General features: G+C 54.7%; 20 protein-coding genes. 10 read left to right on the top strand and 10 right to left on the bottom strand.

The genetic code is table 11. From position 1 onward, the window contains the following. The first annotated feature begins 156 nt into the window (after window positions 1-156). Both urtC and urtD read left to right on the top strand, forming a co-directional pair. The gene (gene urtC / locus LKE08_RS14415) at window positions 157-1317 is read left to right on the top strand and encodes an urea ABC transporter permease subunit UrtC (RefSeq protein ID WP_375341432.1); all 1161 of its coding nucleotides are present in this window, start codon (window positions 157-159) and stop codon (window positions 1315-1317) included. 199 nt (window positions 1318-1516) lie between these two features. Continuing rightward, on the top strand, window positions 1517-2275 hold the full coding sequence (urtD, locus tag LKE08_RS14410) for an urea ABC transporter ATP-binding protein UrtD (protein ID WP_324704933.1): 759 nt from the start codon (window positions 1517-1519) through the stop codon (window positions 2273-2275). A gap of 160 nt (window positions 2276-2435) precedes the next feature. Here the strand turns inward: urtD and LKE08_RS14405 are convergent, their stop codons facing one another. Then, window positions 2436-3053, bottom strand: coding sequence for a hypothetical protein (locus LKE08_RS14405; RefSeq protein WP_324704935.1), 618 nt, complete (start codon window positions 3051-3053; stop codon window positions 2436-2438). 125 nt (window positions 3054-3178) lie between these two features. Here LKE08_RS14405 and LKE08_RS14400 point away from each other — a divergent pair, with 125 nt between their 5' ends. Then, a complete protein-coding gene (locus LKE08_RS14400; RefSeq protein ID WP_324704932.1) occupies window positions 3179-5233 on the top strand; it encodes a tetratricopeptide repeat protein in 2055 nt (684 codons plus the stop codon). Between the two features lie 78 nt (window positions 5234-5311). Here the strand turns inward: LKE08_RS14400 and LKE08_RS14395 are convergent, their stop codons facing one another. From LKE08_RS14395 to LKE08_RS14375, 5 genes are all read right to left on the bottom strand, one after another. Beyond that, entirely contained in the window at window positions 5312-5485 is a 174-nt protein-coding gene (locus LKE08_RS14395; RefSeq protein WP_324704931.1) for a hypothetical protein, read from the bottom strand. Between the two features lie 822 nt (window positions 5486-6307). Next, window positions 6308-7186 carry a glycosyltransferase family 2 protein gene (locus LKE08_RS14390; RefSeq protein ID WP_324704930.1) on the bottom strand — a complete coding sequence of 293 codons (879 nt, stop codon included), beginning with the start codon at window positions 7184-7186 and terminating at the stop codon, window positions 6308-6310. 174 nt (window positions 7187-7360) lie between these two features. Beyond that, entirely contained in the window at window positions 7361-8071 is a 711-nt protein-coding gene (locus LKE08_RS14385) for a choice-of-anchor W domain-containing protein (RefSeq protein WP_324704929.1), read from the bottom strand. A 71-nt stretch (window positions 8072-8142) separates the two neighbouring features. Then, a complete protein-coding gene (locus LKE08_RS14380) occupies window positions 8143-9048 on the bottom strand; it encodes an XDD3 family exosortase-dependent surface protein (RefSeq protein ID WP_324704928.1) in 906 nt (301 codons plus the stop codon). 548 nt (window positions 9049-9596) lie between these two features. After that, complete coding sequence (locus tag LKE08_RS14375) at window positions 9597-10472, bottom strand: ParB/RepB/Spo0J family partition protein (protein ID WP_324704927.1); 876 nt, start codon at window positions 10470-10472, stop codon at window positions 9597-9599. A gap of 323 nt (window positions 10473-10795) precedes the next feature. Here LKE08_RS14375 and LKE08_RS14370 point away from each other — a divergent pair, with 323 nt between their 5' ends. Both LKE08_RS14370 and LKE08_RS14365 read left to right on the top strand, forming a co-directional pair. After that, window positions 10796-11146, top strand: coding sequence for a hypothetical protein (locus tag LKE08_RS14370; RefSeq protein ID WP_324704926.1), 351 nt, complete (start codon window positions 10796-10798; stop codon window positions 11144-11146). A 160-nt stretch (window positions 11147-11306) separates the two neighbouring features. Beyond that, window positions 11307-11648, top strand: a complete 342-nt coding sequence (locus LKE08_RS14365) for a XisI protein (protein ID WP_324704925.1) — start codon at window positions 11307-11309, stop codon at window positions 11646-11648. A gap of 249 nt (window positions 11649-11897) precedes the next feature. Here LKE08_RS14365 and LKE08_RS14360 read toward each other — a convergent pair whose 3' ends face one another. Beyond that, on the bottom strand, window positions 11898-13085 hold the full coding sequence (locus LKE08_RS14360) for a class I SAM-dependent methyltransferase (RefSeq protein WP_324704924.1): 1188 nt from the start codon (window positions 13083-13085) through the stop codon (window positions 11898-11900). 390 nt (window positions 13086-13475) lie between these two features. Between LKE08_RS14360 and LKE08_RS14355 the strand changes: the two genes are divergently transcribed. Then, window positions 13476-16220 (top strand): phycobilisome rod-core linker polypeptide, encoded by a 2745-nt coding sequence (locus LKE08_RS14355; protein WP_324704923.1) that lies wholly within the window; start codon window positions 13476-13478, stop codon window positions 16218-16220. Between the two features lie 144 nt (window positions 16221-16364). Here LKE08_RS14355 and accB read toward each other — a convergent pair whose 3' ends face one another. Then, entirely contained in the window at window positions 16365-16898 is a 534-nt protein-coding gene (accB, locus tag LKE08_RS14350; protein ID WP_324704922.1) for an acetyl-CoA carboxylase biotin carboxyl carrier protein, read from the bottom strand. 201 nt (window positions 16899-17099) lie between these two features. Further along, window positions 17100-17657 carry an elongation factor P gene (gene efp, locus LKE08_RS14345; RefSeq protein WP_324704921.1) on the bottom strand — a complete coding sequence of 186 codons (558 nt, stop codon included), beginning with the start codon at window positions 17655-17657 and terminating at the stop codon, window positions 17100-17102. A gap of 737 nt (window positions 17658-18394) precedes the next feature. Here efp and LKE08_RS14340 point away from each other — a divergent pair. Together LKE08_RS14340 and LKE08_RS14335 are read left to right on the top strand one after the other, a co-directional pair. Next, the gene (locus LKE08_RS14340) at window positions 18395-18520 is read left to right on the top strand and encodes an element excision factor XisI family protein (protein ID WP_324704920.1); all 126 of its coding nucleotides are present in this window, start codon (window positions 18395-18397) and stop codon (window positions 18518-18520) included. Window positions 18521-18576: 56 nt separating this feature from the next. Beyond that, window positions 18577-20535 carry an ABC transporter ATP-binding protein gene (locus tag LKE08_RS14335; RefSeq protein ID WP_324704919.1) on the top strand — a complete coding sequence of 653 codons (1959 nt, stop codon included), beginning with the start codon at window positions 18577-18579 and terminating at the stop codon, window positions 20533-20535. 578 nt (window positions 20536-21113) lie between these two features. Here the strand turns inward: LKE08_RS14335 and LKE08_RS14330 are convergent. Beyond that, the gene (locus tag LKE08_RS14330; RefSeq protein WP_324704918.1) at window positions 21114-21719 is read right to left on the bottom strand and encodes a hypothetical protein; all 606 of its coding nucleotides are present in this window, start codon (window positions 21717-21719) and stop codon (window positions 21114-21116) included. A gap of 159 nt (window positions 21720-21878) precedes the next feature. Here LKE08_RS14330 and LKE08_RS14325 point away from each other — a divergent pair, with 159 nt between their 5' ends. Then, the gene (locus LKE08_RS14325) at window positions 21879-22205 is read left to right on the top strand and encodes a hypothetical protein (RefSeq protein WP_324704917.1); all 327 of its coding nucleotides are present in this window, start codon (window positions 21879-21881) and stop codon (window positions 22203-22205) included. Window positions 22206-22684: 479 nt separating this feature from the next. Beyond that, window positions 22685-24214, top strand: a complete 1530-nt coding sequence (gene psbB, locus LKE08_RS14320) for a photosystem II chlorophyll-binding protein CP47 (protein ID WP_324704916.1) — start codon at window positions 22685-22687, stop codon at window positions 24212-24214. Window positions 24215-24339 lie beyond the last annotated feature (125 nt).

Raw genomic sequence — 24339 nt, 5'->3', positions numbered from 1 at the left:
TCGAAGTAGCACGGGCATCCTGCCGGTGCTGAGAATTCGGTCGAAGTAGCACGGGCATCCTGCCGGTGCTGAGAATTTGAAGTTTCACAGGCAGGATGCCTGTGCTACAGGTGGAGTTGAAGTTGTTTTGAGGGGATTGGTTTTATGCAGGATGAAATGAGCAAGGTTGCGAAACTGAAACAGCAGAAACAAAAGCGACTGATTGAAATCGGCGCGATCGCGGCGATCGCCATTATTTTGGGTGTCGTGATGCCTTTTATATTGCCCGCATTTCGCCTGAAACTGTTGGGCCGTTTTCTCTCCTTAACGATCGTCGCCCTCGGCATCGATTTGATCTGGGGATATACGGGGCTTTTGAGTTTGGGGCACGGCATCTTTTTCACCCTGGGAGGATATGCCCTCGCCATGCATTTGAAATTGCAGTTGCCGGAGGGAGAGCTACCGGAATTTTTCATGCTGTATGGCGTGGAACAACTGCCCTGGTTTTGGAAGCCGTTTTATTCGTTTCCGTTTACCTTAGCCGCGATCGTTGTCATCCCCGCGATCGTGGCGGGACTGCTGGGATATCTGGTCTTTCGGAACCGCATCAAAGGGGTTTATTTTTCCATCCTCACCCAGGCGGCATTGTTGGTATTTTTTAACCTATTCAACGGCCAGCAAAAATACATCAACGGAACCAACGGACTCAAAACCGACACCGAAATGATTTTCGGCGTTTCGGCGGGTTCGGAAACCGCCCAGTTGGCTTTTTACGAATTCTCGATTTTATTCTTAATTCTGACCTATTTACTGTGTCGCTGGCTGACGAGTGGACGGTTCGGGCGGCTGCTGGTGGCGATCCGGGATGACGAGACGCGGGTGAGATTTTCCGGCTACGATCCCACCGGATTCAAAGTTTTGGTGTTCGCAATTTCCGGGGCGATCGCGGGCATTTCCGGTTCGTTATACGCCGTCCAAAGTGGCATCATCACCCCCAGTTTCATGGAGGTCGCTTTCTCCATCGAAATGGTGATTTGGGTCGCCGTCGGCGGCCGGGGAACCCTGATCGGGGCGATATTGGGCACCCTATTAGTCCGGTTTGCCCAAACCCTCCTCAGCGAACAATTTCCCGAAGTTTGGCTATTCTTCCAAGGGGCATTATTCCTGATCGTCGTCACCGTTTTGCCCAACGGAATTGTCGGCTGGTTGCGGACGGACGGCTGGGAATATTTGCGATCGCTATTCGGTTTACGTCGCGAAGTTTCCACCTATCCCCAATTGGAAGAAGATCCCGAATTGCAACTCGAACGGGAAGAACTCGAAGGACGGGTGAAATGAGGGTGTAGGGTGTAGGGTGTAGGGTGTAGGGGAACATCTCTGGTTGCCGATATTCCCGCACCCCGTGGGGGCAACCGTCTGCGGTTGCCGGAATCAAAAAAACTCCGGTTGCCCGGACTCCCAAAAAACCGCGATCGCCCGGAGCAAAAAAACTCCGGTTGCCCGGATCAGAGAAACCTTTGAATATTTTCTATAACTAATGACAGAAAAAATCTTAGACATCGACAACGTAACCGTCAGCTTTGACGGATTCAAAGCCCTCAACGACCTCAATTTCAGTATGGATGCGGGGGAATTGCGGGTGATCATCGGCCCCAACGGGGCGGGAAAAACCACCTTTTTGGATACCATCACCGGAAAAGTTCAACCCACGGAAGGGAAGGTCTTTTTTAAAGGTCGCAATTTGCGGAATATTCCCGAATACAAAATCGCCCGACTCGGCATCGGCCGCAAGTTCCAGACGCCCCGAGTTTACCTCAACTTGACGGTGGCGGAAAATTTAGATCTGGTTTGCAACCACAATAAAAATGTATTTCCCACCCTATTTCGCCGCCCGGTTTCCGGGGAGAAACGGACGGTGGCGGGACTGCTGGAAACCATCGGTTTGGGGGCGAAAGCAGATTTGCAGGCGGAATTTCTCTCCCACGGCGAAAAGCAACGCCTGGAAATCGGGATGTTGGTCGCCCAGTCCCCCGATTTATTGTTAGTCGATGAACCCGTCGCCGGACTCACGGACGAGGAGACGGAAAATGTGGGTAATTTGCTGTTGGCGTTGGCGGAAAGTCACTCGATCATCGTCATCGAACACGACATGGAATTCGTGCGGCAGATCGCCCGAAAAGTGACGGTTTTGCATCAGGGTTCGGTGTTGTGTGAGGGCAATATGGATGAGATTCAAAACGATCCGAGGGTGATCGAGGTGTATTTGGGGGAACAGGAAGAAGAGGACATCGCGTGATGTTTATTGTCGGTCGGGTGGAGACCCGAAACCCGACACCACCCCCGCCATCAAACTCATTGATTTCAAAAACTACGAGTCATGAATTGGGAGGCGATCGCCTCAACCCCCATCCTGTGAGAATAAAGTCCGGGCTGCGCCTCACATAAACCATGTTATATCACTCTATATCAACCGTTAACTCACGGAGTATAAAACTTTTGTTAAAGCGATCGTAAATATTGACTCCACCAGCTCCTTCATTTTGACCGCCGGGAGGAGTGGGAGGATCGATATCGTTCCGAACCACTTCCACAACGCCAATAAAGTCATCATCATAAATATCTGACGATTCTAAATTATTGAGGGTCGCTAAAGTGTCACCGCCATTATTCAAAATCAGAATTGACGAGCCCGAGTCTTGAATTTCTACCCTCGTCACTCCGCTGGGGGCGCGTAGTTTGTCGATGCCCGGTTGAAAGTCGGTAATGACATCGCGATCGCTCCCGGAGGAGGCGAGGAGGAATTCGTCGGCGCCGTCTCCCCCCGTCAGCGTATCCAAATCGCGATCGCCCGATACGACATCATTTCCGCCCCCTCCGACCACCACATCATTGCCTTGCCCCCCGTACAGGCTATCATTCCCAAAGCCTCCGATCAGGTCGTCATTGTCCTTATTTCCGAATAGGATATCGTCGCCGGAATCTCCGTTGAGGGAATCGTTATTCTGTCCGCCAAATAAGGTTTCACTTCCCGCGCCCCCGATCGCCGTATCGTTGCCCTGGTTGGCGTAAAAAATGCGGGGATTGCCATTGTTGATGGCGTAATCGTCCCCTTCGAGGAGGGCGATCGCATCTCACGTCAACTCACTTGATGTAAAATTTTTGTTAAAATTAACGAGATGTTACAAAAAGTTTTCGAGCCTTGAACGAACTCATACCTACGGAATTTGTCAGCCGGATCGCGATCGCCCACCGGGTCTCGGCGGCGGAACTGAAAACGCTGCAACTGGCTTTGCAGGGCTACTCCACGGCCGACATCGGCATCGAACTCGGCCTGAGTGGGGTCGCCGTCCGCAAGCGGTTGGGCGAAGTCTACAAAAAATTTCAGATCCCCGGGGACGGGCCGGGGAAACTGACGGAATTGAAACATCGACTCCTCGAACGCTACGAGTCTCACGGACCCAACCGGATGGGGGTCGATTTTCGGATGTCGCCCGCCCCAATTGAGGGACAGGTGCCCGACGTCCCGGCGTTTTACGGTCGCGAGGAGGAACTGGCCCGGTTGCGGGATTGGATTGTGAGCGATCGCACCCGACTCGTGGCCCTGGCGGGAACCGGGAAAATCGGCAAAACGGCCCTGGCCGTGAAATTGGCGCAAGCCTTGCCCTCGGACTTCGATCGCGTCATTTGGCGGAGTTTGCGGGACGCGCCCCCCCCGGCGGAATTTTTGGCCGAGGCGATCGAAGAGTTGTCCGGTTCGCCCCCCGCCTCCCAAACCCCCGGAAAGCAAATTTCCCAGTTGATCGAGTGTTTTTGCGCCTCCCGCTGCCTGCTGGTTTTGGACGACATCGAACATCTATTTGTCCCGGGACAACTGGCCGGCTATCGGCAGGGCTATCAAGATTACGGGGAACTGCTGCGGCGGGTGGGGGAACTCAACCATCGCAGTTGCCTGGTGGCGATCGCCCAAGAGTTGCCACTGGAGGTGTCGCTGATGGCCGGAAACCTCCAGCCCGTGCGGGTTCTGCCTTTGGGTGGCCTGTCGGAGGCGGCGGGGCGGGAGCTGATAGCCGGAATTTTGGGTGGCAATAATTCACAATGTGATAAAATAGATAAGTTGGTGGCGGATTGTGGGGGAAATCCCCTGCTGTTGCGGCTGGCGAGTCAGAAAACCCAAGATGTCTTCGAGGGGGATCTCGACTTATTTATCAAATATAACGAGCATTTCTTCGGCAAGTTTCACAAACTCGCCTGGATGGGGGAATGGCTCGACCTGTTGTTCGGGCCGGTATTTGAACGGCTCGCACCGGAAGAAAAGGCACTTTTAAATCGGGCGATTCTCATGGCAGAAACGATTTATTTGAGTCGGGAGACACAATCTTTGGAGCGGCGATCGCTCCTGGAAAAGACTCATCACAATGGCATCAGATTCGATATCGACCCGGCATTCCGGCAATTTTTGGTCGAAAAAATGATGGCCGGTATGGCTGACATTTTGAACTCCCCAGATGTGGGCCAGTCCGACATCCTGAGAGCCGTGGGATTTCAGGATTTTGAGATCCGCGACAATCAGAATTTTTTGGAAAAAACGGTCGGTCAAAAAATCGGGCGACTGTTCAATCAAATGGGTTACAGAAAATTCATGAAAGGGGAGTACATCACCGCTAAGTCCTATTGGTTGTGGGCGATTCAATTTCATCCCCAGTTGGGAGCAGCCCATTTTAACTTGGGGTCGATTTACGACAATTTGCAAGAAATTGATTTAGCCAAAGAACATTACAACTTGGCGAAAAACTATCAAGCCAAAGGGAAATATTCAGCCGCGAGTAATTTGGCGCGGTTGGAGATTCTAGCCGGAAACAGCGAAGCCGCGATCGCATCCATTTCCCCCATTCTGGACGAAGTGGAAATCGACTCCATCCGGGCGGCACTCTTAAAAAATCTGGGCTGGGCTTATTTTGCACAAGGACGCCATTCGGAGGCGGAAGAACAACTGAAAGAGGCGATCGCATTGGAACCGAGTTCCGTCGCCGCCTACTATCTCCTGGCACAGGTTAAGGAGGCGGCGGGGGAGGAACAAACGGCTTTGGACTATTGGCGGGAGGGACTCCATATCAGTCGCGAGAAAACGAAGTTGAAAGATGAATCCTGGAAATATCCCGAATTCAAACAATGGGAAACCGAGGCAAAGCGACGGGTTGACGGAATCGAAGAAACCGAACTGGAAGAAGATATCATTCCATTTGACAGGTCATAATCTTCTCCTTGGGAAGCGATCGAAATTGAGGGTGGGGGGGATGCCTCAAGGCGGACGATCCCCCCGTGCGATCGCGGATTAGGTGGGAGGCACGATGTCGCAATCATCATCGTTGTCATCGACGTTATTGGCGGTCTGGATTGCCGGGAGTTCGGGAGTCGCCGAGATGGTGGAAACCCCCTGGAATGCAGGTTGGGTGGAATTTAAGGTAGACAGAGACATCAATAAAATTGCTGTGGTTGTTAAGTTCATTTGCCGTTCCTCCCGAGAGGTGTGAGTGCCTTCACAATACTTCTCGGCTAAAAACGCAAGTTTTATGCAAACGGGCGGAAAAAAGTTTCCCAATTCCCCGGGCCAGCCCCGGGGAATTTGTCGGAAGCAAAATCGGCGAATGACGACTCATTGGGTACGCAGTTTATACGAACGGGCGATCGCGACTGATTGCAGATGGCGAACTTCCGTTTGGGAATTCCCCCCGTCGCCGGACGCATCAGATCGGTTTGACCCTATTTCCAGCCGATTCTTATTCGCTTATTTAGGAATTCGTATTTCCACTGAAATTTGATGGGTGAACACCGCCTCCCCTCTCGGTAGTTTCACGGATAATTAATCTAACTTCGCCGCGATCGCGATCGCCCCAAATTCATACGAGGCGGACTTTGCGGGGCGAAATGTTGCCCCCTTAAATAGAACTGTTAAAGACAGTCAGTTTCGGAAAAATCAATCCTCTCCAAATCCAGAAGAACACCGAAAAATCCTGCGATCGACAAAACGGTTCGGAGCGATCGGCCAATTGAGTCCGCCTTGAAATCAATTTCAAGGCTAATAGCAAAAGTCCACGCAAGCGTGGACTCGGTTTTGGCAATGGTGTCCTCACCGCCTTGGCAGTTGCTATAGTGCGATCGACATTTGCAATCCACAAAGCGAGGATTTTTGCTGGTCGGGGCGGTTCGCTGGCCCGCCCCGACGGGGAATTGATTTCCCAGCGATTTTTCGGAGACAATGAAGCTTTAAAGTAAGTTTGACAGACAATATACTATCGCGAGCCGGGTTTCGTACTCCGACCCGTCGATTTCAAAAGCTGCGAGTCACGACTTGGGGGGCGATCGCCTCCCATTTTTGACTCACTTTGGCAACTGTAACCGTTTTTTGAAGTTCCCGAACTTTTAACACGATCAAGTATTCGTAGAAAGCTTGTAAAGTACACCAGGCGAAACCGGCGTGACCGTCCCAAATGCCTCCCAATATGAAATACATATAAAGGAAGCGAATCAGGGGGCGAAAGGGCAGGCGCAATGACAAATCTTTGAGGGCGCGTCGTCGTTCCACTTCCGAGGAACCGAAAAATAAATTCCAAAAGTCAACTTTTTGAGTCGATAATTGATAGATGGTTTCGACGGCTTCATCAGTGGAATAGCGGTTGTGTTTTTCCAGCCAGCGAGACAATCCTTTGCTGCAAGTGTAATGGGGATAACTTGCTTTTAAATATCCGACTTCACCGCCACAGATTTCCCGTTCCGCGTGGCCGTAGTCGGTGAAGCGAACTTTGTCCCGGCGGAACAGGCGCATCTGATAGCGGGGATATTGGGTGCTGCGGCGAATCCATTGTCCCAGAAACATCACTTTTTCGGCGACGTAATAGCCGACGATTTCGGGATGTTGAATGGCTTGCAAACATTCCCGAAACAGTTCCGGGGTCATCCGTTCGTCGGCTTCGAGGATGTAGACCCATTCATGTTTTGCGGCGACATGATTGAGCATCCAGTTTCGCTGTTTTCCGTGGGATTCAAAGGGATTTTGGGCGATGCGGACGGGGTGACGGCGGGCGATTTCCAAGGTGCGATCGCTGCTGTAAGAATCCACGATAATAATATCGTCCGACAAAGATGCGGATTCGATGCAGTCGGCAATATCGAGTTCTTCGTTGTAGGTCAGGATGTAAATTGAAAACATTGGAAATTATTGCTCGGATTGACTGAATAATAAGGCGAAATTTATATCCTGTAATGATTCGGGATGATTATGGCAGTTGTCTCTCCGTTCGGATATGGTTCGATCCCCCTAAATCCCCCTTAAAAAGGGGGACTTGAAGTTGAAATCCTTGCCAATTTCTGTAAGCCTTTTGATTTACTGCGGAGATAGACGGCGGACACTCATTCCCAGCAGTCCGAAAACGATCAAACTGGCTACCGAACTCGGTTCGGGAATTTCTCGGGATGGGGGCGGTTCCGTCCCCGTCACTTCTGAAACTTTGATTTGAAATGCCAGTTCGGACTGGACGGGGGGCGTTTCTTGCCAAGTCATGGTCGATTCTCCGAGGAGTTGAAAACTGCCCGCGACATCGGAAATTCGCAAGATATCCAATCCTCCGGTATCCGCGATCGCGTAGGATTCACCGTCGAGAGCGACCCCATCAAGTTGCAGATTTCCGAGTAACATGGAACTCCCGGCTTGGGTGGCGCGGGTGCGGAGGAAGAAGTCGGAAAATGGATTGTCGTAGGCTTGGGTCAGGGTGCGATCGCCGACGGTAAAATTAACCAAACTGGAGGCGGCATCGTAGGCCAGTTCAAAGGGTTCTGGAACGCCGGAAAGCCAGTCGAATTGATCTGTTACCTGGGGATCGCCGGGATCGGATTCGTGCAAGTTGAGTTCGTGGGTGGCAAAACCGCCGCGATCGCCGATTCGCCCTTCCGCCACGAATGCGATATCTCCGAGCCACTCATTCATTTCACTGTCGGAAGACAGGCGAGTTAGCGTCACGGCTTCTGAGGTTTGGGCGACGACACCAAAACCGAATGTGCCGAATAAAACCGCACCCAAAATTTGAGATATTTTCACGATAATTGACTCCAAAAATAAAACAGCCCGACTCGGATGTTTTGTCGTTTGCAAGTCGGGCGATCGCTCATTTAACCGAGTTTCGACTGCAAATTTCCGCGCCGGAGGCGGAAGGCGCCGACAAGTCCCCCCAAACCGAGGAGGGACAGTGCCATTCCCGGTTCGGGTACGTCTTGGGGCGGTTCGGGTGCGGGGGGGTAGAGCGCGGCTAACATTGCGGTCACGTCGTTGTCACATTCGGGGGCAAGGTGAGCAATGAACGCACCATCTGGCAGCAAAGAACGGGCGATGCTAAAGCCGAGGGTGTGAGTACCCGTGGCTCCAAATTGTCCGAAGTTCACGCCCAAATTGCCCATATTTCCGAGTACGTTGACATCGCCAATTCGGGTTCCGGCGGCGATGACATTTTGAATGTGGCGGTTGGGGTTGAAATAGGGGTCGTTGGCAGCCAAATCGCCGATGCTGGGGGTGCTACCATGATCTCGAACCCAATCGTTGTACTCCTGCAAATTGTCCAGGAGCAAGCCATTTTGATTGGCGATGTCTGTGGCGGAAACGTTTTCGTACACTCCCAGTTGAGGTGCGCCGGAATCGTTGTTACCCGCCCAGCGAATTCCGAGCAGTTGAGATGTGGCGCTGGCCGTGTCCAGGTTTTGTCCGGTAAAGTTCAGGAGCAAATCGCCCCACCCGACATGACCATCTTCGGCATATTCGGAGCCAATCCCTCCAATCCCCAGGTTGCTGTTGATGGCAAAAATCACCTCGTCGGCGGTTTGCTTCATCGCCATGCCGTAGATTTCATAATCCGTGCCGCCGACGTTGGAGCCTCGCATACTGTCGTCAAACGAATCCATGCTGTAAGACCAGCCATCTACGAGCACGGCGGCATGGGCGGTTTTCGCGGCGAGAAATGGAATCAGGCTGGCAGTGACGGCAATTACACCCAAGGTCAGGTGTTTAAATTTCGGGTTGGTCATGGTAAAGATAACCTCACTTTGTGTTTGCTGTGGGGGAAGATGGCGATCGCGCGATCGCTCCCAAAATCAATCCGAATTAAAACCGATAGCCACGGTGGACGATATTGAAAATTAATCCACCGCAAAATTGAGGAACCTCTAAAAAGGCTCTATAGCAGCGGGAAATGATTCGTGAAATTGAGAGCCACTCAAAGCCCCCAGAATTGGGGGTTTGGGGGCTGGATTCAGAATGATTTCCGCCCGCTCTAAGCGTGAAATGATTCGTGAAATTTTGATCGGCTCAAAGCCCCCAGAATTGGGGTTTCACCGCCGACAATTTTCAAATCACTTCAGACTGCTCTATCTGATTGGAATTTCCGTCATCAAACAGGAGCCGAAAAATCGGAATTCTGAATAATGAATAAAAGGGATAAACGACTGCCTGTAGTGAAACTCATCCGTAGTCTACCCCCCATCCGTATTTTCTCGGATTGCCTTAATTGTTTCTTCAAAATGGCTCCGGAACGATCGCTTCATCCCACCCAAAAACGTGGAAACTTCACAACCCCTCAAGCCGTCCGATCCAACAGCCGCTCCATCTCCACCAACAAAGCCTCGATCTGCTTCCCCACCTCCGGGTCATCCCACACCTTCAACTTCTTCGCCTTCCTGGGAATCGCCTCGATCCGGGTTTGCAACTCCTCCTCCTTCGTCGCCACCTGGAGAGCCTTGATACGCCGCCGGATTTTTTTCACCGACAGAGACAGTGCGATCGCCTCCTCCAGGAGCGATCGCCTCAATTCCGGGTCTTTCACCTTGCCCAATTCCTTCCCCTTCGTGTACTCGATGCGACCTTTCCGAATCGCCTCCAGAACCTCTTCCGGCAGGTTCAGAACCCCCAGGCGGTGGACTCGAAACGACTCCAGCGAAAAACTGCCGACGCTCGCAAACACCGAGAAAATGACATCCCTATCCTGTTTACGAACAATGTTATTCGTAAGTTTCCTTTTGTGATTGCAGATTTTGTAGATCATGGAAATGACCGACTGGCGGTCAGTTTCCAGCTTCAGTTCCAACAGCCGCACAATCCCCTCCGTTTCCTCCACGGGGTTCAACTCCTCCCGTTCCAAATTCTCCGTCAGGGCATATTGCAGGGCCTCGGCATCGCTCATCTCCTTGACAATCGCCGGTATGGTTCGGAATCCCAGTTGTTGAGCCGCCTGATATCGACGCTCCCCCGTCACCAGTTCATATCGGTTTGTCGCGGCGGGCCGGACGGTAATCGCGTGGATGATGCCATTCTGCCGGATGCTGGCGATCATCTCTTGCATTTTCTTGGGGGAGAAATAGGCTCTGGGTTGCAGCGGCGATCGAAAAATTTGCTCTAGCGACAGTTGCCTGACGACCTCGAAGCCATCGGAGTTGGGAGTATCGTGGCTGTTCATAGTAATGCACTCAAGGGATAATTTCCGGGGAAAGGGTTCGCAGTCTCCAGCGGTCGGACGCATTGGCGAATATTGACCCCCACTTCCAGCCTATTCTTATTTGCCTGTTTAGTAATTAGTATTTTTACTGAAATTTGATGGGCAAGCCCCGCCACCAATCTCAGTGGTTTCACGGATAATTAATTAAAATTCGGAACAGTTGCGATCGCCCCAATTCCCGACGTGGCAAACTTCTCGGGGCGAAATGTTGCAAGCTTAAATAGAACTTTTAAAGACGGTCAGTTAATTGTAGTGGGAACGTACCCTACTGGACTGCGGTTTGAATGGACAACTTATCCCCAATATTTGGCGAGCGATCGCACGCCGATCGCCCGCCGGAAAAACCGATCCTAAAGGAGGGTGAAATCGTCCGCCGTCAGGGGTTCGGAAACGCCGTTCAAGATCGCCAGCACTTCGTCATCCTCCGTCCGCAGGGTGAGTTTTCCGCCGGAAACGGACTGGCTGATATCCGAGAAGTCCAGGCTGTCGGCCAGACCGATGAAGTCGATATCAACCTCGAAGTCCGTGATGGTGTCCGTGCCCTCTCCCGGGGCCAGGATGAAGGTGTCGGACCCTTCGCCGTCGGTGAAATCGTCCCCGGTGAGGATGTCGTCCCCCAGACCCCCCCGGATTAGTCTTAGCCGTCGTCTTCGTTACCGGCGATCGCTTCTGGATGCCACCATTCACCAGGTCGTCCTCATTTACACTAAAATGTCACAAAATTTTTCTATATTTAAAGTATGCCCAGACTCGATCCTTAATTATTGTCAATGTAGAAACGGAGACGATCGCAGAATGGATCAACTGACAGATTATCCCCAAATTATCAAAACCATCCTCGGCAGCCATATCGATCGCTGCAACAAAAACCCCGATCCCGACATCGAAACTTTTTTGATTGCCGACGAAGCCAACGGCCATTATCTGTGGATGACCCTCGGCTGGCAAAACGGCGATCGCTTCAGCGGGGCGACCGTTTACGTTCGCCTGCGGGGTGGGAAATTCTGGATCGAGGAAGACTGGACAGAAGACGGCATCGCCACCGAATTGGTTGCCGCCGGGGTTCCCAAAACAGACATCGTTCTCGCTTTCCACGAACCTCAAGTTCGCCGTGAAACGGGTTTTGCTGCGGTTTGAATGGACGACTTATCCCTCGTTTTATCGATAATCACTGCGACGGGTTGGAAAGACTCATCGGTAACGATCTGCTTTTTAATTGACTTCATCGCCATCTCTTTTTTTGCTGATTCCCTGTTCCAAAATCAGTGGTTTGCCAGTAGGGGCAACCGTCTCTGGTTGCCCAAAACTCATCAAAGTAATGTGGAGGCAACCTTATAGGGTTGCCCACTCATCAAAGAAACTTGAAGCCGATCGCACTCATTAATTTCACGCGGGAGTCAATAAAATCAACTGCCGGGATAAGAGCGATCGCACCCCGGACAAATCCAACTTCACCGTCCCCAAAATCTCCGCCACGCTGCGGTTATTGTCGCAGGCTTTCAGAAACTCGAACTCCTCATCCGATAGCGTCACCAGCCGGTAATTGCAATCGAACACCGTCTGACCGGGCCAGCCGTTCAAACAGGGACTCAACTCGGGAGTGGCAGCGAGGAGGATGGCATCGTCGGACCAGTCCACCCGCGGCAGGGGGGGACGGCCGAGGAAAAATTCGTAGTGACTCAGGTGGGGGTCTAGCAACTCCGTGAGGCGGTAGCGGCGGCGATCGCTCAATTGCTCCACCCGTTCCATCAACTCCGGGGATTTGCCGATCAACCGGTTGATATCCCAGTATTCCGGGTTGGAAAAACCCAAAAATTCCAGCTCCGAGGCGTCGATGAGATCGAACAGGGTGTCGATATTGTAGTCGATTTCCTGGGGGTGGACGTACATATCGGCAAAACACTCGTCCCGCTGATTTTCCATCGCCCAGCGTTCCGACTCGTAGCGGACGAGGCGGTTGTCTTCGGGGAGGGCCTCAAAGATCTGTCGCCCCACCTTCACGCCGTCTTCGTAGTCGCCCCGTTTTTCATCTTGCACCAGGGCGATCGCTTCTTGCATGAGGCGAATTTCCCAGCGGCCCAACTCGGCGTAGACGAAAATGTGGATCAGTCCCCCCGGTGCCAGCTTGCCGGCCAGACTTTTGATGCCGCGCACCGGGTCCGGGAGGTGGTGGAGTACCCCGACGCAGTTGATCAGGTCGAATTCCCCCTCCAACTCGCCGACGTCGTAGAGACTGAGGCGGCGGAATTGGGGTTCGGGGGTTCCGGGGGTGGAGACCCGCGATCGCCGGCAGCGTTCTTGGGCCGTCGCGATCGCCCCCTCGCTGAGGTCGATCCCCAACACCTGGGCTTCGGGGTTGAGTTGGATCAGGTATTCCGTACTCGAACCCGTCCCGCAACCGGCGTCCAAAATGCGGATGTCGGCTTTCTCGGGCTTGCGGCCCGTGCAGAACCCGTGGGCGGCCGGCCAGGACCAGCGCCAGTTGTACCCCGGCGGCGGAGAGTCCGAGAGGGGGTCGGGGGGAAAGGGGTAAATGTCGTAAAGCCGTTTGACGGCGGCGCTAATCTCTTCCATTATGAAAACAACCAGACTGTAACGATGTTGCAGGACGCGAGAGAAATCGAGCCAGAGGACTGGCGTCCGGCGTCCGGACTGACCCAGAACCGATGACCGATCGCCGGCCCGAAAGCCGGACTCTCCGAGTTGCGTAACAAAACTTATTCTTTTTTCTCAGATAACTTCTGTTAAGTCTATACAATAAGTGTCGGTACGCAATTTAACAAATGCAAGGGTTACAGCCGAAAACATTTTAATCCTTGAAAGATTAACTGGGTTAAGAACTCAAGCCGGGAGGCGGGAGAAAAGACTCGGGCGATCGGGCCTGACCCGCCTGGCGGCTTGAGGAAACGACCTCCATCCGGTACAAAGCAGTAACGATTCTGAATAGGGAGCGATAGAGATCGAATGAGTGTAAAGGCAAGTGGTGGAAGCTCAGTTGCACGTCCGCAACTTTATCGAACGGTTCCCGTTGCAACGATTTCCCAAGCCGAGCAACAGGACCGCTACTTAGGAAAGACCGAACTGGGTGACTTGGCCACCTACTTCAGCTCGGGTGCCAAACGTCTGGAGATCGCCCAAATTATCACCCAAAACGCAGAGTTGATCGTGTCTCGGGCAGCCAACCGGATCTTTACCGGCGGCTCCCCCCTGGCGTTCTTGGAAAAACCCGAAGAACCGGAAATGGCGGTGGCCGCGGCCGGTTCCGGGGATATGCAGGTAGCCGAAGGCATGAAGCTGGGGACGATTTCCTACGTCGAGAACCGGGGAGGGGGCCTGTTTGACGGTCTGAAGTCCCTGTTCAGCGATGGGGGTTCAGGTGGCGGCGCGGTGTTCCTGCCCCCGGGATTCCGGCCGATCAACGTTTCCCGCTACGGCCCGGGGAACATGACCAAATCCCTGCGGGACATGAGCTGGTTCCTGCGCTATACGACCTACGCGATCGTAGCCGGAGACCCCAATATCATCGCCGTCAACGTGCGCGGACTGCGGGAAATCATCGAAAACGCCTGTTCGAGCGCGGCGACCCTGGTGGCCCTGCAAGAGATGCGGCGGGCATCCCTGGGATACTTCCAAAACGACAAGGACGCCCAGGAAATCGTCCTCCAGTATTTCAACGTCCTGATCTCGGAATTTGAGGCGGCGACCCCCTCCAACAAGCTGAGACAGCGCCAGAGCTCGGATCAGCAAGGTCTGGAGCTGCCCCAGATCTACTTCAACGCGGCCGAAGGTCGTCAGAAGTTCGTCATGAAACCGGGCCTGTCGGCCTCCGAAAAACAGGACGTCATCAAGGCGGCTTACCGGCAGGTGTTCGAGCGGGACATCACCCGCGCCTACAGCCAGAGCATTTCCGACCTGGAGTCCAAGGTCAAAAATAGCGAAATTTCCATGAAGGAGTTTATCCGCCGCGTGGGTAAATCTCCCCTGTACCGCAAACAATTCTACGAGCCCTTCGTCAACTCCCGGGTGGTGGAATTGGCGGCCCGCCACTTCTTGGGGCGGGGGATCAGCTCCCCCGAGGAGTTCAGCAAGTATTTCGCGATCGTCACCAACGGCGGTCTGGGGGCCCTGGTGGACGCGATGGTGGATTCCCAGGAGTATGCGGACTACTTCGGCGAAGAAACCGTCCCCTATCTGCGGGGTCTGGGTCAGGAGGCCCAGGAGTGCCGCAACTGGGGTCCCCAAATCGACCTGTTCAACTACTCCGCGCCCTTCCGCAAGGTGCCGCAGTTCGTCACCCTGTTCGCGGACTACAAACAGCCCCTGCGGGACCAGCACGTCTACGGCGTGGGCAACGATCCCCTCGAAATTCAGTTCGGGGCGATCTTCCCGAAAGAAACCCGCGATCCCAAAAACCGTCCGGCCCCCTTTGGCAAGGATACTCGCCGGATTCTGATCCGCAACGGGGCGGGAATCGACAACCAGTTGAGCAACCCCGGCGCCCGTTCCAAAGATCCCGGCTCCTTGGGGCCGAAGGTGTTCAAGCTGGACCAGCTCCCCGGCGGTTACGTCGCCAGCAACTTCAGCAACAAGGGCGGCAGCAACGGCGCCAGCGTCAAGTTTTCCGAAAGCTCCACCCAGAAGGTGATCCGCGCGGCTTACCTGCAGGTGTTCGGCCGGGAACTCTATTCCGGTCAGCGCCAGACGGTGGCCGAGATCAAGCTGGAGAACGGTGACATCACCCTGCGGGAGTTCATCCGCATCCTGGCGAAGTCCGAGGTGTTCCGGCAGATGTACTGGACCTCCCTCTACGTCTGCAAGGCGATCGAATACATTCACCGCCGCCTGCTCGGACGCCCCACCTACGGGCGCCAGGAGATGAACGCCTATTTCGATTTGTGTTCTAAGAAGGGCTTCTACGCCCTGGTGGACGCGATTCTCGACTCCCAGGAGTACAACGAGGCGTTCGGGGAAGATACCATTCCCTACGAGCGCTACCTGACCCCGGGCGGTCTGGCCCTGCGCTCCATGCGGGTGGGCACCCTGGCCGAGAAGATGCCGATGGTGATGGAAGAACCCACGCCGCGCTTCGTGGAACTGGGTACGCCCGACATGATGAAGGGCGAGTTGGAAATCGACAACCGCATCAAGCAGGGGGTCAACAAGCGACGCGAACAGTCCAAGGTGTTCAAGCTCACCAACACCGATGATAAGGTGGCGCTGCAGACGGTCATCCAGGCGCTCTACCGCCAGATCTTCGAGCGGGATATCGAACCCTACGTGACGAAGAAGGAGTTCACCGCCCTGGAGAGCAAGTTGGGCAACGGCGAAATTACCGTCAAGGAGTTCGTCGAAGCCCTGGGAACGTCTTCCCTGTACATCCGGGAGTTCTACACCCCCTATCCCAACACCAAGGTGATCGAGTTGGGGACGAAGCACTTCCTGGGCCGGGCTCCCCTGAATCAGGCGGAGATCCGCAAGTACAACGAGATCTTGGCGTCCCAGGGTCTGAAGGCGTTTATCGGTGCGATGGTGAACAGCATGGAGTACGCCCAGGTGTTCGGAGAGGATACGGTGCCTTACCGTCGCTTCCCGACCCTCCCGGCGGCGAATTTCCCCAATACCGAGCGCCTCTACAACCAGTTGACCAAGCAAAATGACGAGCTGGTGGTGCCGAGTTTCGAGCCGGTGGCGGCCACCGATCGCAGCTAAGTCCGGTTTTCCTGAAGCTGTTCTATAATTTGACGAATTTCCCCCGGTCGATCGCGATCGGGGGATTTTTTGGGGATGGCTATATTGAATAATTAATAATTAATTATTAATTATTAATTATTATTAAATATCAGCCATCGGGCGTCAGTCCGGGTCGATCCGCATCAGGGGTTGGCCGAACTCCACCGGCGCCCCATTTTCGATCAAAACTTCCACGACGCGGCCGGATACCTCGGCTTCGATTTCGTTCATCAATTTCATGGCCTCGATAATGCAGACCGTCTGGCCGCAGGCGATGCGATCGCCCTCGCTGACAAAGGGGGGCTCGTCCGGGGCCGGCGACCGGTAAAACGTCCCCACCATCGGAGATGTCACCTCCACCCACTTGGGATCGGGGCTGGGGGGAGTCGGGGCCGGAGCCGGGGCTTGTGCGGGTCCGGTAGCGATCGGTTGGGAGGTGCGATCGCCGCCGGCGGGAACCGGGGGAGATGACGACACCCAATCCGTACCCAGACCTCTCCCCGTGAGGGCGACATCGACAGAGGACAGCGGGCGATCAAGGGAACCGCCCTTGCGTACCGTCAATTCAAAATCGGTACTCTTGAGGGTCAGTTCCGAAATATTGGTTTTATCGATGTCAGCCAGCAGCTCTCGGAGCTGGGTGAGATCTAGTTGCACGGTCGGTATATCTCCCTATCAAATAGCGCGGTTTTCTCGGGTGGCGGGTCGCCACTGCGGGGAAGGAGCGAGAACCCCAACGGGAATCCGGGTGTCATCATCGGTCAGTTTTTCGGGCGCAATTTTCCGTCGGAAATGCGATCGCAAATGGCCGCCTCAACAACAAATACAGTCCCCTTCCGTCCCCCATTTCAGAATGTCCTATTCTCGGCCCTGATATGAATCGTTGCGGGTATCGATGCGGATGCGTTCGCCCACCGAAATAAACAGGGGAACCATCACCGTCGCCCCCGTTTCCACCGTGGCGGGTTTCGTCCCCCCCGTTGCGGTGTCTCCTTTGACGCCGGGATCGGTTTCGGTCACTTCCAGGGTGACGGAGTTGGGCAGTTCCACTTCCAGAACTTGGCCGTTCCAGGTGATCACGTTCACTTCCATCCCTTCCTTGAGGTACTTGACCCCATTCCCGATCTGATCGGGGTTGAGACGGTTTTCTTCAAACGTTTCCATGTCCATAAAGACGAACTGCTCGGCTTCCTTGTAGGTATGCTGCATCGTCTTCTTCTCTAGGTTGGCCTGGGGAACCGTTTCCCCAGCCCGGAACGTCCGTTCCATCACGTTACCCGTCTGCACGCTTTTCAGCTTGGTGCGGACGAAGGCGGAACCCTTACCCGGCTTGACGTGTAAGAATTCTACCACCCGCCACACTGCCCCGTCTAATTCGATGGTGACACCGGTGCGAAAGTCGTTACTGGAAATCATGGGAGCCTCTTCACATCTGGGCTGAACAATCGGCAATTTATTGTACCCCAACGGGTGCGCCGGAGTCGGTTTGGCTGAAAGTTCTTAACAAATTGGGGTTTTGGCTGTCGGCACCGGGTTTGGGGATGCCATCGCCAACCGGGTCCGGCCGCCATTCCCGCCTTGGAGCCACTGCTTTCAACTGGCGGGGCGATCGCACTTGATTGATTTTTCCGGTTGATTACTTGGAAAATTGATCGAATTTCGAGACTTTCAAGGATCGATAATTGAGGTTAGCAAGAAACCGGGTTTCTATCCGAGCCTCGGGTGGAAAACCAAAGATGCTGCCGCTCAACCCGGTTTCTCGGGCGATCGCGATTAAAAATTTGAAAAATGAAGGGTGAAATGGGCCGGGGAGGGGTTGAGAGGCATAAATGCCGATTTAGGGATGTCGCGATCGCTCAATTCATGGCGCTTTGGGAAAGGTGGAGAACCGGGAAAAAGGCGATCGGGTCCTGCCACTAATCAGAGCATTGGCAGTGTCATAACGACTGGTTCCCAATAACTTAGTCCAAATTTTCGTACCATCAGCCTGGTATTTAGCGATCAATGCATCAGATCAACTGCTGCTGCCAAAATGTCAAGGCACGATCGCACTCTAAAACCCAACCCAGTCAAACAAGGTTAATCTGGGAAGATTTCACATATTGAATTCGTCTTGAATTTGGAAAGACAGAGAATGGGTCGCCATTCTTTCTTTGGACGACGGAACCGAAATCGGTTTTGCCAACGAATTGGTGCGGATCGGCCTGCCCAAAACCCATATCCTCCTCGCCTATCACAGCCCTGGGATGCGGCAGTATAATGACTTTGCGGTTCGCTGACGATCTGCTAGAATTGCAATACTTTACGCGACAATCACCCGAATCGCCAGTTGTCCATGCAAGATCTTGTCCTCGATGTCAGAAACCTCCGGGTTGAGTTCCGAACCGACGAGAGAACCGTGCGGGCCGTCGATGATATCTCCTTTCAAGTCAAACCGGGCCAAACCCTGGGCATCGTCGGCGAATCCGGTTCCGGAAAATCCGTCACCTCCCTGGCAATCATGGGGTTGCTGCCCCCCGCGACGGCGACAATCGGCGGCGAAATTTGGTTCCGACCCCAACACGGCGACGGCGAAGACTCCCGGGGAGAAGCGATCGAGTTGCGGGGACTCCCGGAAGAACAAAAGCAGAAATTTCGCGGCGGCCAAATTTCCATGATCTTCCAGGAACCGATGAGCTCCCTCAACCCCGTCTATACCATCGGGTTTCAACTCACCGAAGCGATCCGGCAACACGAGGACATTTCGGCCCGACAGGCGTTGTGGAAGGCGGCGAACTTGTTGCAGGAGGTGAAACTGCTGCCGGGGGACGAAGAACTGATGCAGCAGGTTGAGGAAGACGACCCCCAGGAGGACGACCCGGGGCCTCTGGGCGATCGCGACTCCCGAAAAAAACGCCGGGATCTCCGCGATCGCATCAACGCACAAAAACGGGCCTTTCTCGAACGCTACCCCCACGAACTCTCCGGCGGCCAACTCCAGCGGGTGATGATCGCGATGGCGATTTCCTGCAACCCCACCTTATTGATCGCCGACGAACCCACCACCGCCTTGGACGTCACCGTACAGGCGACGATTTTGGACCTGCTGCGGGAATTGCGCGATCGCCGCGGGATGTCCATGATATTCATCACCCACGATTTGGGCGTGATCGCCGAAATCGCCGACAGCGTGGCGGTGATGTACCGGGGAAAAATTGTCGAATCCGGCGACATCCGGTCCCTGTTCACCCAACCCCGACACCCCTACACGCGGGGGTTACTGGCCTGCCGCCCGACGCTGGAAACCCCCAAAACCCAACTGCCCACCATCTCCGACTATATGGAAGTGGTGACGACGGAAACCGGAGAGGAGGAAATTCGCGCCCTCCCCCACGCGGCCATCACCTCCGAACCCCTCGTTCCCCCGCCCTCTCGCGTCCCCCAACCGAAATCCGACTCCCCCATTTTGTCCGTGGAAAACCTGCGGGTCGCCTTCAAAATTCCCGACGTTTTGGGCCGGACGAAACGCCTATTTATGGCGGTCGATGACGTGTCTTTCGACGTGTATTCCGGCGAAACGTTGGGGTTGGTGGGCGAGTCCGGATGCGGGAAAAGTACCCTGTCGAGGGCGCTTTTGCAACTCATCCCCCCCCACGATGGCAAGGTTGTTTTTGAGGGGCAGGATATCACCGCCACCGATACTTCCGAATTGTCTTGGATCGACCGTTTGAAACAGTCTCAAAACCGCCGCGAATTCGCAAAGAAAATGAAGTGGATACGGCGGGATATGCAGATCGTGTTTCAAGATCCCTTCAGTTCCCTCGACCCCCGCATCAATATCGGCGCGGCGGTGATGGAACCGATGCTGATTCACAATGTGGGAAATCAGAAAGAACGGCGCGATCGCACGGCTTACCTCCTCGAACGGGTGGGGTTGAATCCCGACTGGATGCGGCGCTACCCCCACGAATTTTCCGGCGGACAGCGGCAGCGGATCTGCATCGCGCGATCGCTGGCTCTGAACCCCAAATTTATCATCTGTGACGAGTCGGTATCGGCTTTGGATGTTTCCGTCCAAGCTCAGGTTTTGAACCTCCTGAAAGAGCTGCAAACCGAGTTTCAATTGACCTACATTTTTATCTCCCACGATTTGAGCGTCGTCAAATTTATGAGCGATCGCATCATGGTTATGAACCGGGGCAAAATCGAGGAAATCGGCCCTTCCGAGGAGATTTACCGCAATCCCCAAACCGACTACACCCGCCAACTGATCGCCTCGATTCCGACGGGGGATTTGGAGCGGGTCGCGAGTTGATGCGATCGGGCAATATGACATATCGGAGCCGTTTTTTTGACTGCAAAATCTCCTCAATCATTTTGATATCAATTCCGGTTAAATACAAAATCGACGGACGTTTGAAATTATCCCCCTTGCGAACAGTGAATATCCCCCCCAGCCCCCATCCCCCCCAACCCCCCTTTGTAAGGGGGGAGAAAGGGGGGAGAAAGGGGGGTGAAAGGGGGGAGAAAGGGGGGAGGAAGGGGGGAGAATTGGAGTAAAAGTTCCCCTTTATAAGGGAGGAGAATTGGAGTGAAAGTCCTCCTTATATCAAATCCGGTTGAATACCCAGCAATCAAAGCTCTCTCCGGCTCCCCCCTTTTTAAGGGGGGCTGGGGGGGATCTCCGGCTCCCCCCTTTTTAAGGGGGGCTGGGGGGGATCGAGGGGGGGCGGGTCAATAACCGGATTTGATATTAATAAGGGGGGAGAATGGAGTCAAAGTCCCCCTTTCAAAGGGGGATTTATCAGGATCGGATCAATAACCGGATCTCATATTAGATGATTTGTGCTATTAGCTTGGGAATCAATTCCCAAGCGGTGTTCGGGGAAATAATCAAGGCAGTGGAAACGTTCCCAAAATGCGATCGACCGATGCCCCCCGGCTGTTCTCTCCGTCAGACACATAATCCCCATCGGTATCTACTAAACTGACACCGGCTTGGAAATAACATTGCAGGTCGGCTTCCTGTCGGTCTTCAAAAACTAAAATATTGATATCTCCGCTTTCTGCGGCACATTGAAATCGGATCTTTTGAATTTCTTCCGGGTAGGCGTTCAATAATTCTTCGGCGTAGGGTTGAGAGTCCGGCCAAGCCGCCAGAAAGCGATCGCTCTCCCCCGGAAATGGCAAAGTGATCAGCGGAGATCCATCCCGTTCGCCGTTGTCGGACAGTTTCGTATCCCAACAAGATAGAAAAACTCGCCGTCCCCCCCGACGGTGTTCGTACACTTGCGGGGACAAAATGCGATCGCCCTCGCAACTGAGATCGAATTCCGGCCAGGTTTCCGACAGGGTTTGTAACAGTTCGTCACAACTCATCTCGTCGCAGGAACCGGGTACGCCTTCCCCGGGGGAACCCGATGCGGCGATTGCACAGCCAGCCAAAAACAGCCAGCCACAAACCCCAACCCCAACCGGAATGAAACGACTCAACAGCATGGGCGATCGATAGAAACGAGAAATCTCTCAAAGATATAGCACAGCCCATCGAGTTGAGAAACTTCCCCGACTCCCTTCTCCCGATCGCCGATTGTGCCACGGTTCAAATTGCGGTAATCTAGAAGACTGCTTTTTTGTTCAATACGCGATCGAGAGTCGGTGAAATACTTCTTTTTGACGGAGGGATGGACGATCGGGCGAATTTGGGGGGTCGGCGGGTTGTGGGACGTGGCGACCCGGCGTCGGTTGCCGGACCTGCAAAAAATGGATCTGTGCATTTGGAATTCCCAAGATCGGGAAAAAATGTGGCTCTACCGGGTCGAGGACGCGGTGCTGATGGTGGAAGTCAAACCCATCGAAAGCGATCGGCGTCCCTCCACCGGCATCGGCCAAGTCGTCCTCACGCGACTGATCACGGCCGAACAAGTCCTCGAACGTCTTGGGACTGCCTCCACCGAATGTCAGACCTACCGCCGCCTGCTTTAGATTAGAATCGGGACGGACGCGATCGCCCGTCTCCCGGAGCCGACCCCGCAGCGATCGACGTCTCCAGACTGTTTCAAGTCTCCAACCTTCCCCTCCAACGCTTGCAATTGGTTCTAACAATCGATACACTTCTTTAATAGCTTTCTTGTACGCCAAAAAACCGTCAACTGTCTGAACCCAAACCGAGTTGACAAATTGTCAACTTTAGGGTAGCGGTGCGGAGCTGTCCATAGAAAATTTAACATTCCCGCCGGGAAATCCCCGACTGAACTTGTTCCAGACGGAGACTTTCCGGCAAATCTTTCAAACACTTGGGGGTCCGGACGCCCCCATCGGTTCGTCGAGATGTCGTTTCCGGATGCGGGGGGTTTGCCCCCGACTTCGAGCCATCCCGACACCGGAAATCCCCGGTCGAGCCCAGCGAAACCGGGGGTAGTTCGCCGAAGTTGAATTCACTGATTCTAGGAGGAGCGTAGTCAATGGGACTACCCTGGTACCGTGTACACACAGTGGTCCTGAATGACCCGGGACGGCTGATTTCTGTACACTTGATGCACACTGCCCTCGTGGCGGGTTGGGCGGGGTCAATGGCCCTGTACGAACTAGCCGTTTTCGATCCGTCCGACCCGGTCTTGAACCCGATGTGGCGTCAGGGGATGTTTGTCATGCCCTTCATGGCCCGCCTCGGCGTCACCGACTCCTGGGGCGGCTGGAGCGTGACGGGCGAAACCGCCACCAACCCTGGCTTCTGGTCTTTTGAAGGCGTTGCCGCCGCCCACATCGTCCTGTCCGGTCTCCTGTTCCTGGCCGCCGTCTGGCACTGGGTTTACTGGGATCTGGAACTGTTCACCGACCCCCGCACGGGCGAACCCGCCCTCGACTTGCCGAAAATGTTCGGCATCCACCTGTTCCTGTCCGGCCTGCTTTGCTTCGGCTTCGGGGCCTTCCACGTCACCGGACTCTTCGGACCCGGGATTTGGGTATCCGACCCCTACGGACTGACGGGAAGTATCCAACCGGTCGCCCCATCCTGGGGTCCGGAGGGCTTCAACCCGTTCGACGCCGGGGGAATTGCGGCCCACCACATCGCGGCGGGTATCGTCGGCATCATCGCCGGCCTGTTCCACCTGTCCGTCCGGCCGCCCCAACGCCTGTACAAAGCCCTGCGGATGGGGAATATCGAAACGGTACTCTCCAGCAGTATCGCCGCGGTCTTCTTCGCGGCCTTCGTCGTGGCCGGCACCATGTGGTACGGCTCCGCGGCCACTCCCATCGAACTGTTCGGCCCGACCCGCTACCAGTGGGACCAGGGCTACTTCCAGCAGGAAATCGAGCGTCGGGTACAGGCGAACCTGGCTCAGGGAGACACCGCCGAAGAAGCCTGGTCTAAGATTCCCGAAAAACTCGCATTCTACGACTACGTCGGCAACAGCCCCGCCAAAGGCGGTCTGTTCCGCGTCGGCCCCATGAACCAAGGGGACGGCATCGCCCAGGGTTGGTTCGGCCACCCCGTCTTCAAAGATGCGGAAGGTCGCGTGCTGAGTGTCCGCCGCCTTCCCAACTTCTTTGAAACCTTCCCGGTGGTGCTCACCGACTCCGAAGGCGTGATTCGCGCCGACATCCCCTTCCGCCGTTCCGAATCTCGTTACAGCTTCGAGCAAACCGGCGTCACCGTCTCGTTCTACGGCGGCGACCTCAACGGCCAAACCTTCACCGACGCGCCGTCCGTGAAGAAATACGCCCGTTTGGCCCAACAGGGCGAGCCCTTCGAGTTTGACCGGGAAACCCTCGGCTCGGACGGGGTATTCCGCACCAGCACTCGCGGTTGGTTTACCTTCGGCCACGCTTGCTTCGCGCTGCTGTTCTTCTTCGGCCACATTTGGCACGGGTCCCGGACGATCTTCCGGGATGTGTTCGCCGGGGTGGAAGCCGACCTCGAAGAACAAGTCGAGTGGGGCAACTTCCAGAAAGTGGGCGACCAGACGACTCGGGTCAAGAAGACTGTTTAGGCGGGTTTCTGATTTGAGTTGTTGAGTTGATCGGGAGGACAGATTGATGGTCAGCACCCCCGGCTGAAGCACGGGGGCTTCGTGCCCTCCCCTTCAGGTAGCTGACCAGCTATCGCCTTAACTGG

Origin of the sequence: Lyngbya sp. CCY1209 (genome assembly GCF_035615495.1) — a bacterium.
GTDB lineage: Bacteria > Cyanobacteriota > Cyanobacteriia > Cyanobacteriales > Microcoleaceae > Limnospira.
Note: the sequence above shows the minus strand (reverse complement) of the source record. Positions and strands in the feature narration are given on the sequence as shown.

What these genes read in the sequence shown, in the direction of transcription:
- urtC (WP_375341432.1), top strand. Translation starts at nt 157, where the DNA reads ATGAGCAAGGTTGCGAAACTGAAACAGCAGAAACAAAAGCGACTGATT.
- LKE08_RS14380 (WP_324704928.1), bottom strand. Translation starts at nt 9,048, where the DNA reads ATGACCAACCCGAAATTTAAACACCTGACCTTGGGTGTAATTGCCGTC.
- LKE08_RS14330 (WP_324704918.1), bottom strand. Translation starts at nt 21,719, where the DNA reads ATGCTGTTGAGTCGTTTCATTCCGGTTGGGGTTGGGGTTTGTGGCTGG.
- LKE08_RS14355 (WP_324704923.1), top strand. Translation starts at nt 13,476, where the DNA reads ATGAGTGTAAAGGCAAGTGGTGGAAGCTCAGTTGCACGTCCGCAACTT.
- LKE08_RS14395 (WP_324704931.1), bottom strand. Translation starts at nt 5,485, where the DNA reads ATGAACTTAACAACCACAGCAATTTTATTGATGTCTCTGTCTACCTTA.
- LKE08_RS14335 (WP_324704919.1), top strand. Translation starts at nt 18,577, where the DNA reads ATGCAAGATCTTGTCCTCGATGTCAGAAACCTCCGGGTTGAGTTCCGA.
- LKE08_RS14370 (WP_324704926.1), top strand. Translation starts at nt 10,796, where the DNA reads ATGGACAACTTATCCCCAATATTTGGCGAGCGATCGCACGCCGATCGC.
- LKE08_RS14365 (WP_324704925.1), top strand. Translation starts at nt 11,307, where the DNA reads ATGGATCAACTGACAGATTATCCCCAAATTATCAAAACCATCCTCGGC.
- LKE08_RS14360 (WP_324704924.1), bottom strand. Translation starts at nt 13,085, where the DNA reads ATGGAAGAGATTAGCGCCGCCGTCAAACGGCTTTACGACATTTACCCC.
- efp (WP_324704921.1), bottom strand. Translation starts at nt 17,657, where the DNA reads ATGATTTCCAGTAACGACTTTCGCACCGGTGTCACCATCGAATTAGAC.
- LKE08_RS14375 (WP_324704927.1), bottom strand. Translation starts at nt 10,472, where the DNA reads ATGAACAGCCACGATACTCCCAACTCCGATGGCTTCGAGGTCGTCAGG.
- urtD (WP_324704933.1), top strand. Translation starts at nt 1,517, where the DNA reads ATGACAGAAAAAATCTTAGACATCGACAACGTAACCGTCAGCTTTGAC.
- psbB (WP_324704916.1), top strand. Translation starts at nt 22,685, where the DNA reads ATGGGACTACCCTGGTACCGTGTACACACAGTGGTCCTGAATGACCCG.
- LKE08_RS14390 (WP_324704930.1), bottom strand. Translation starts at nt 7,186, where the DNA reads ATGTTTTCAATTTACATCCTGACCTACAACGAAGAACTCGATATTGCC.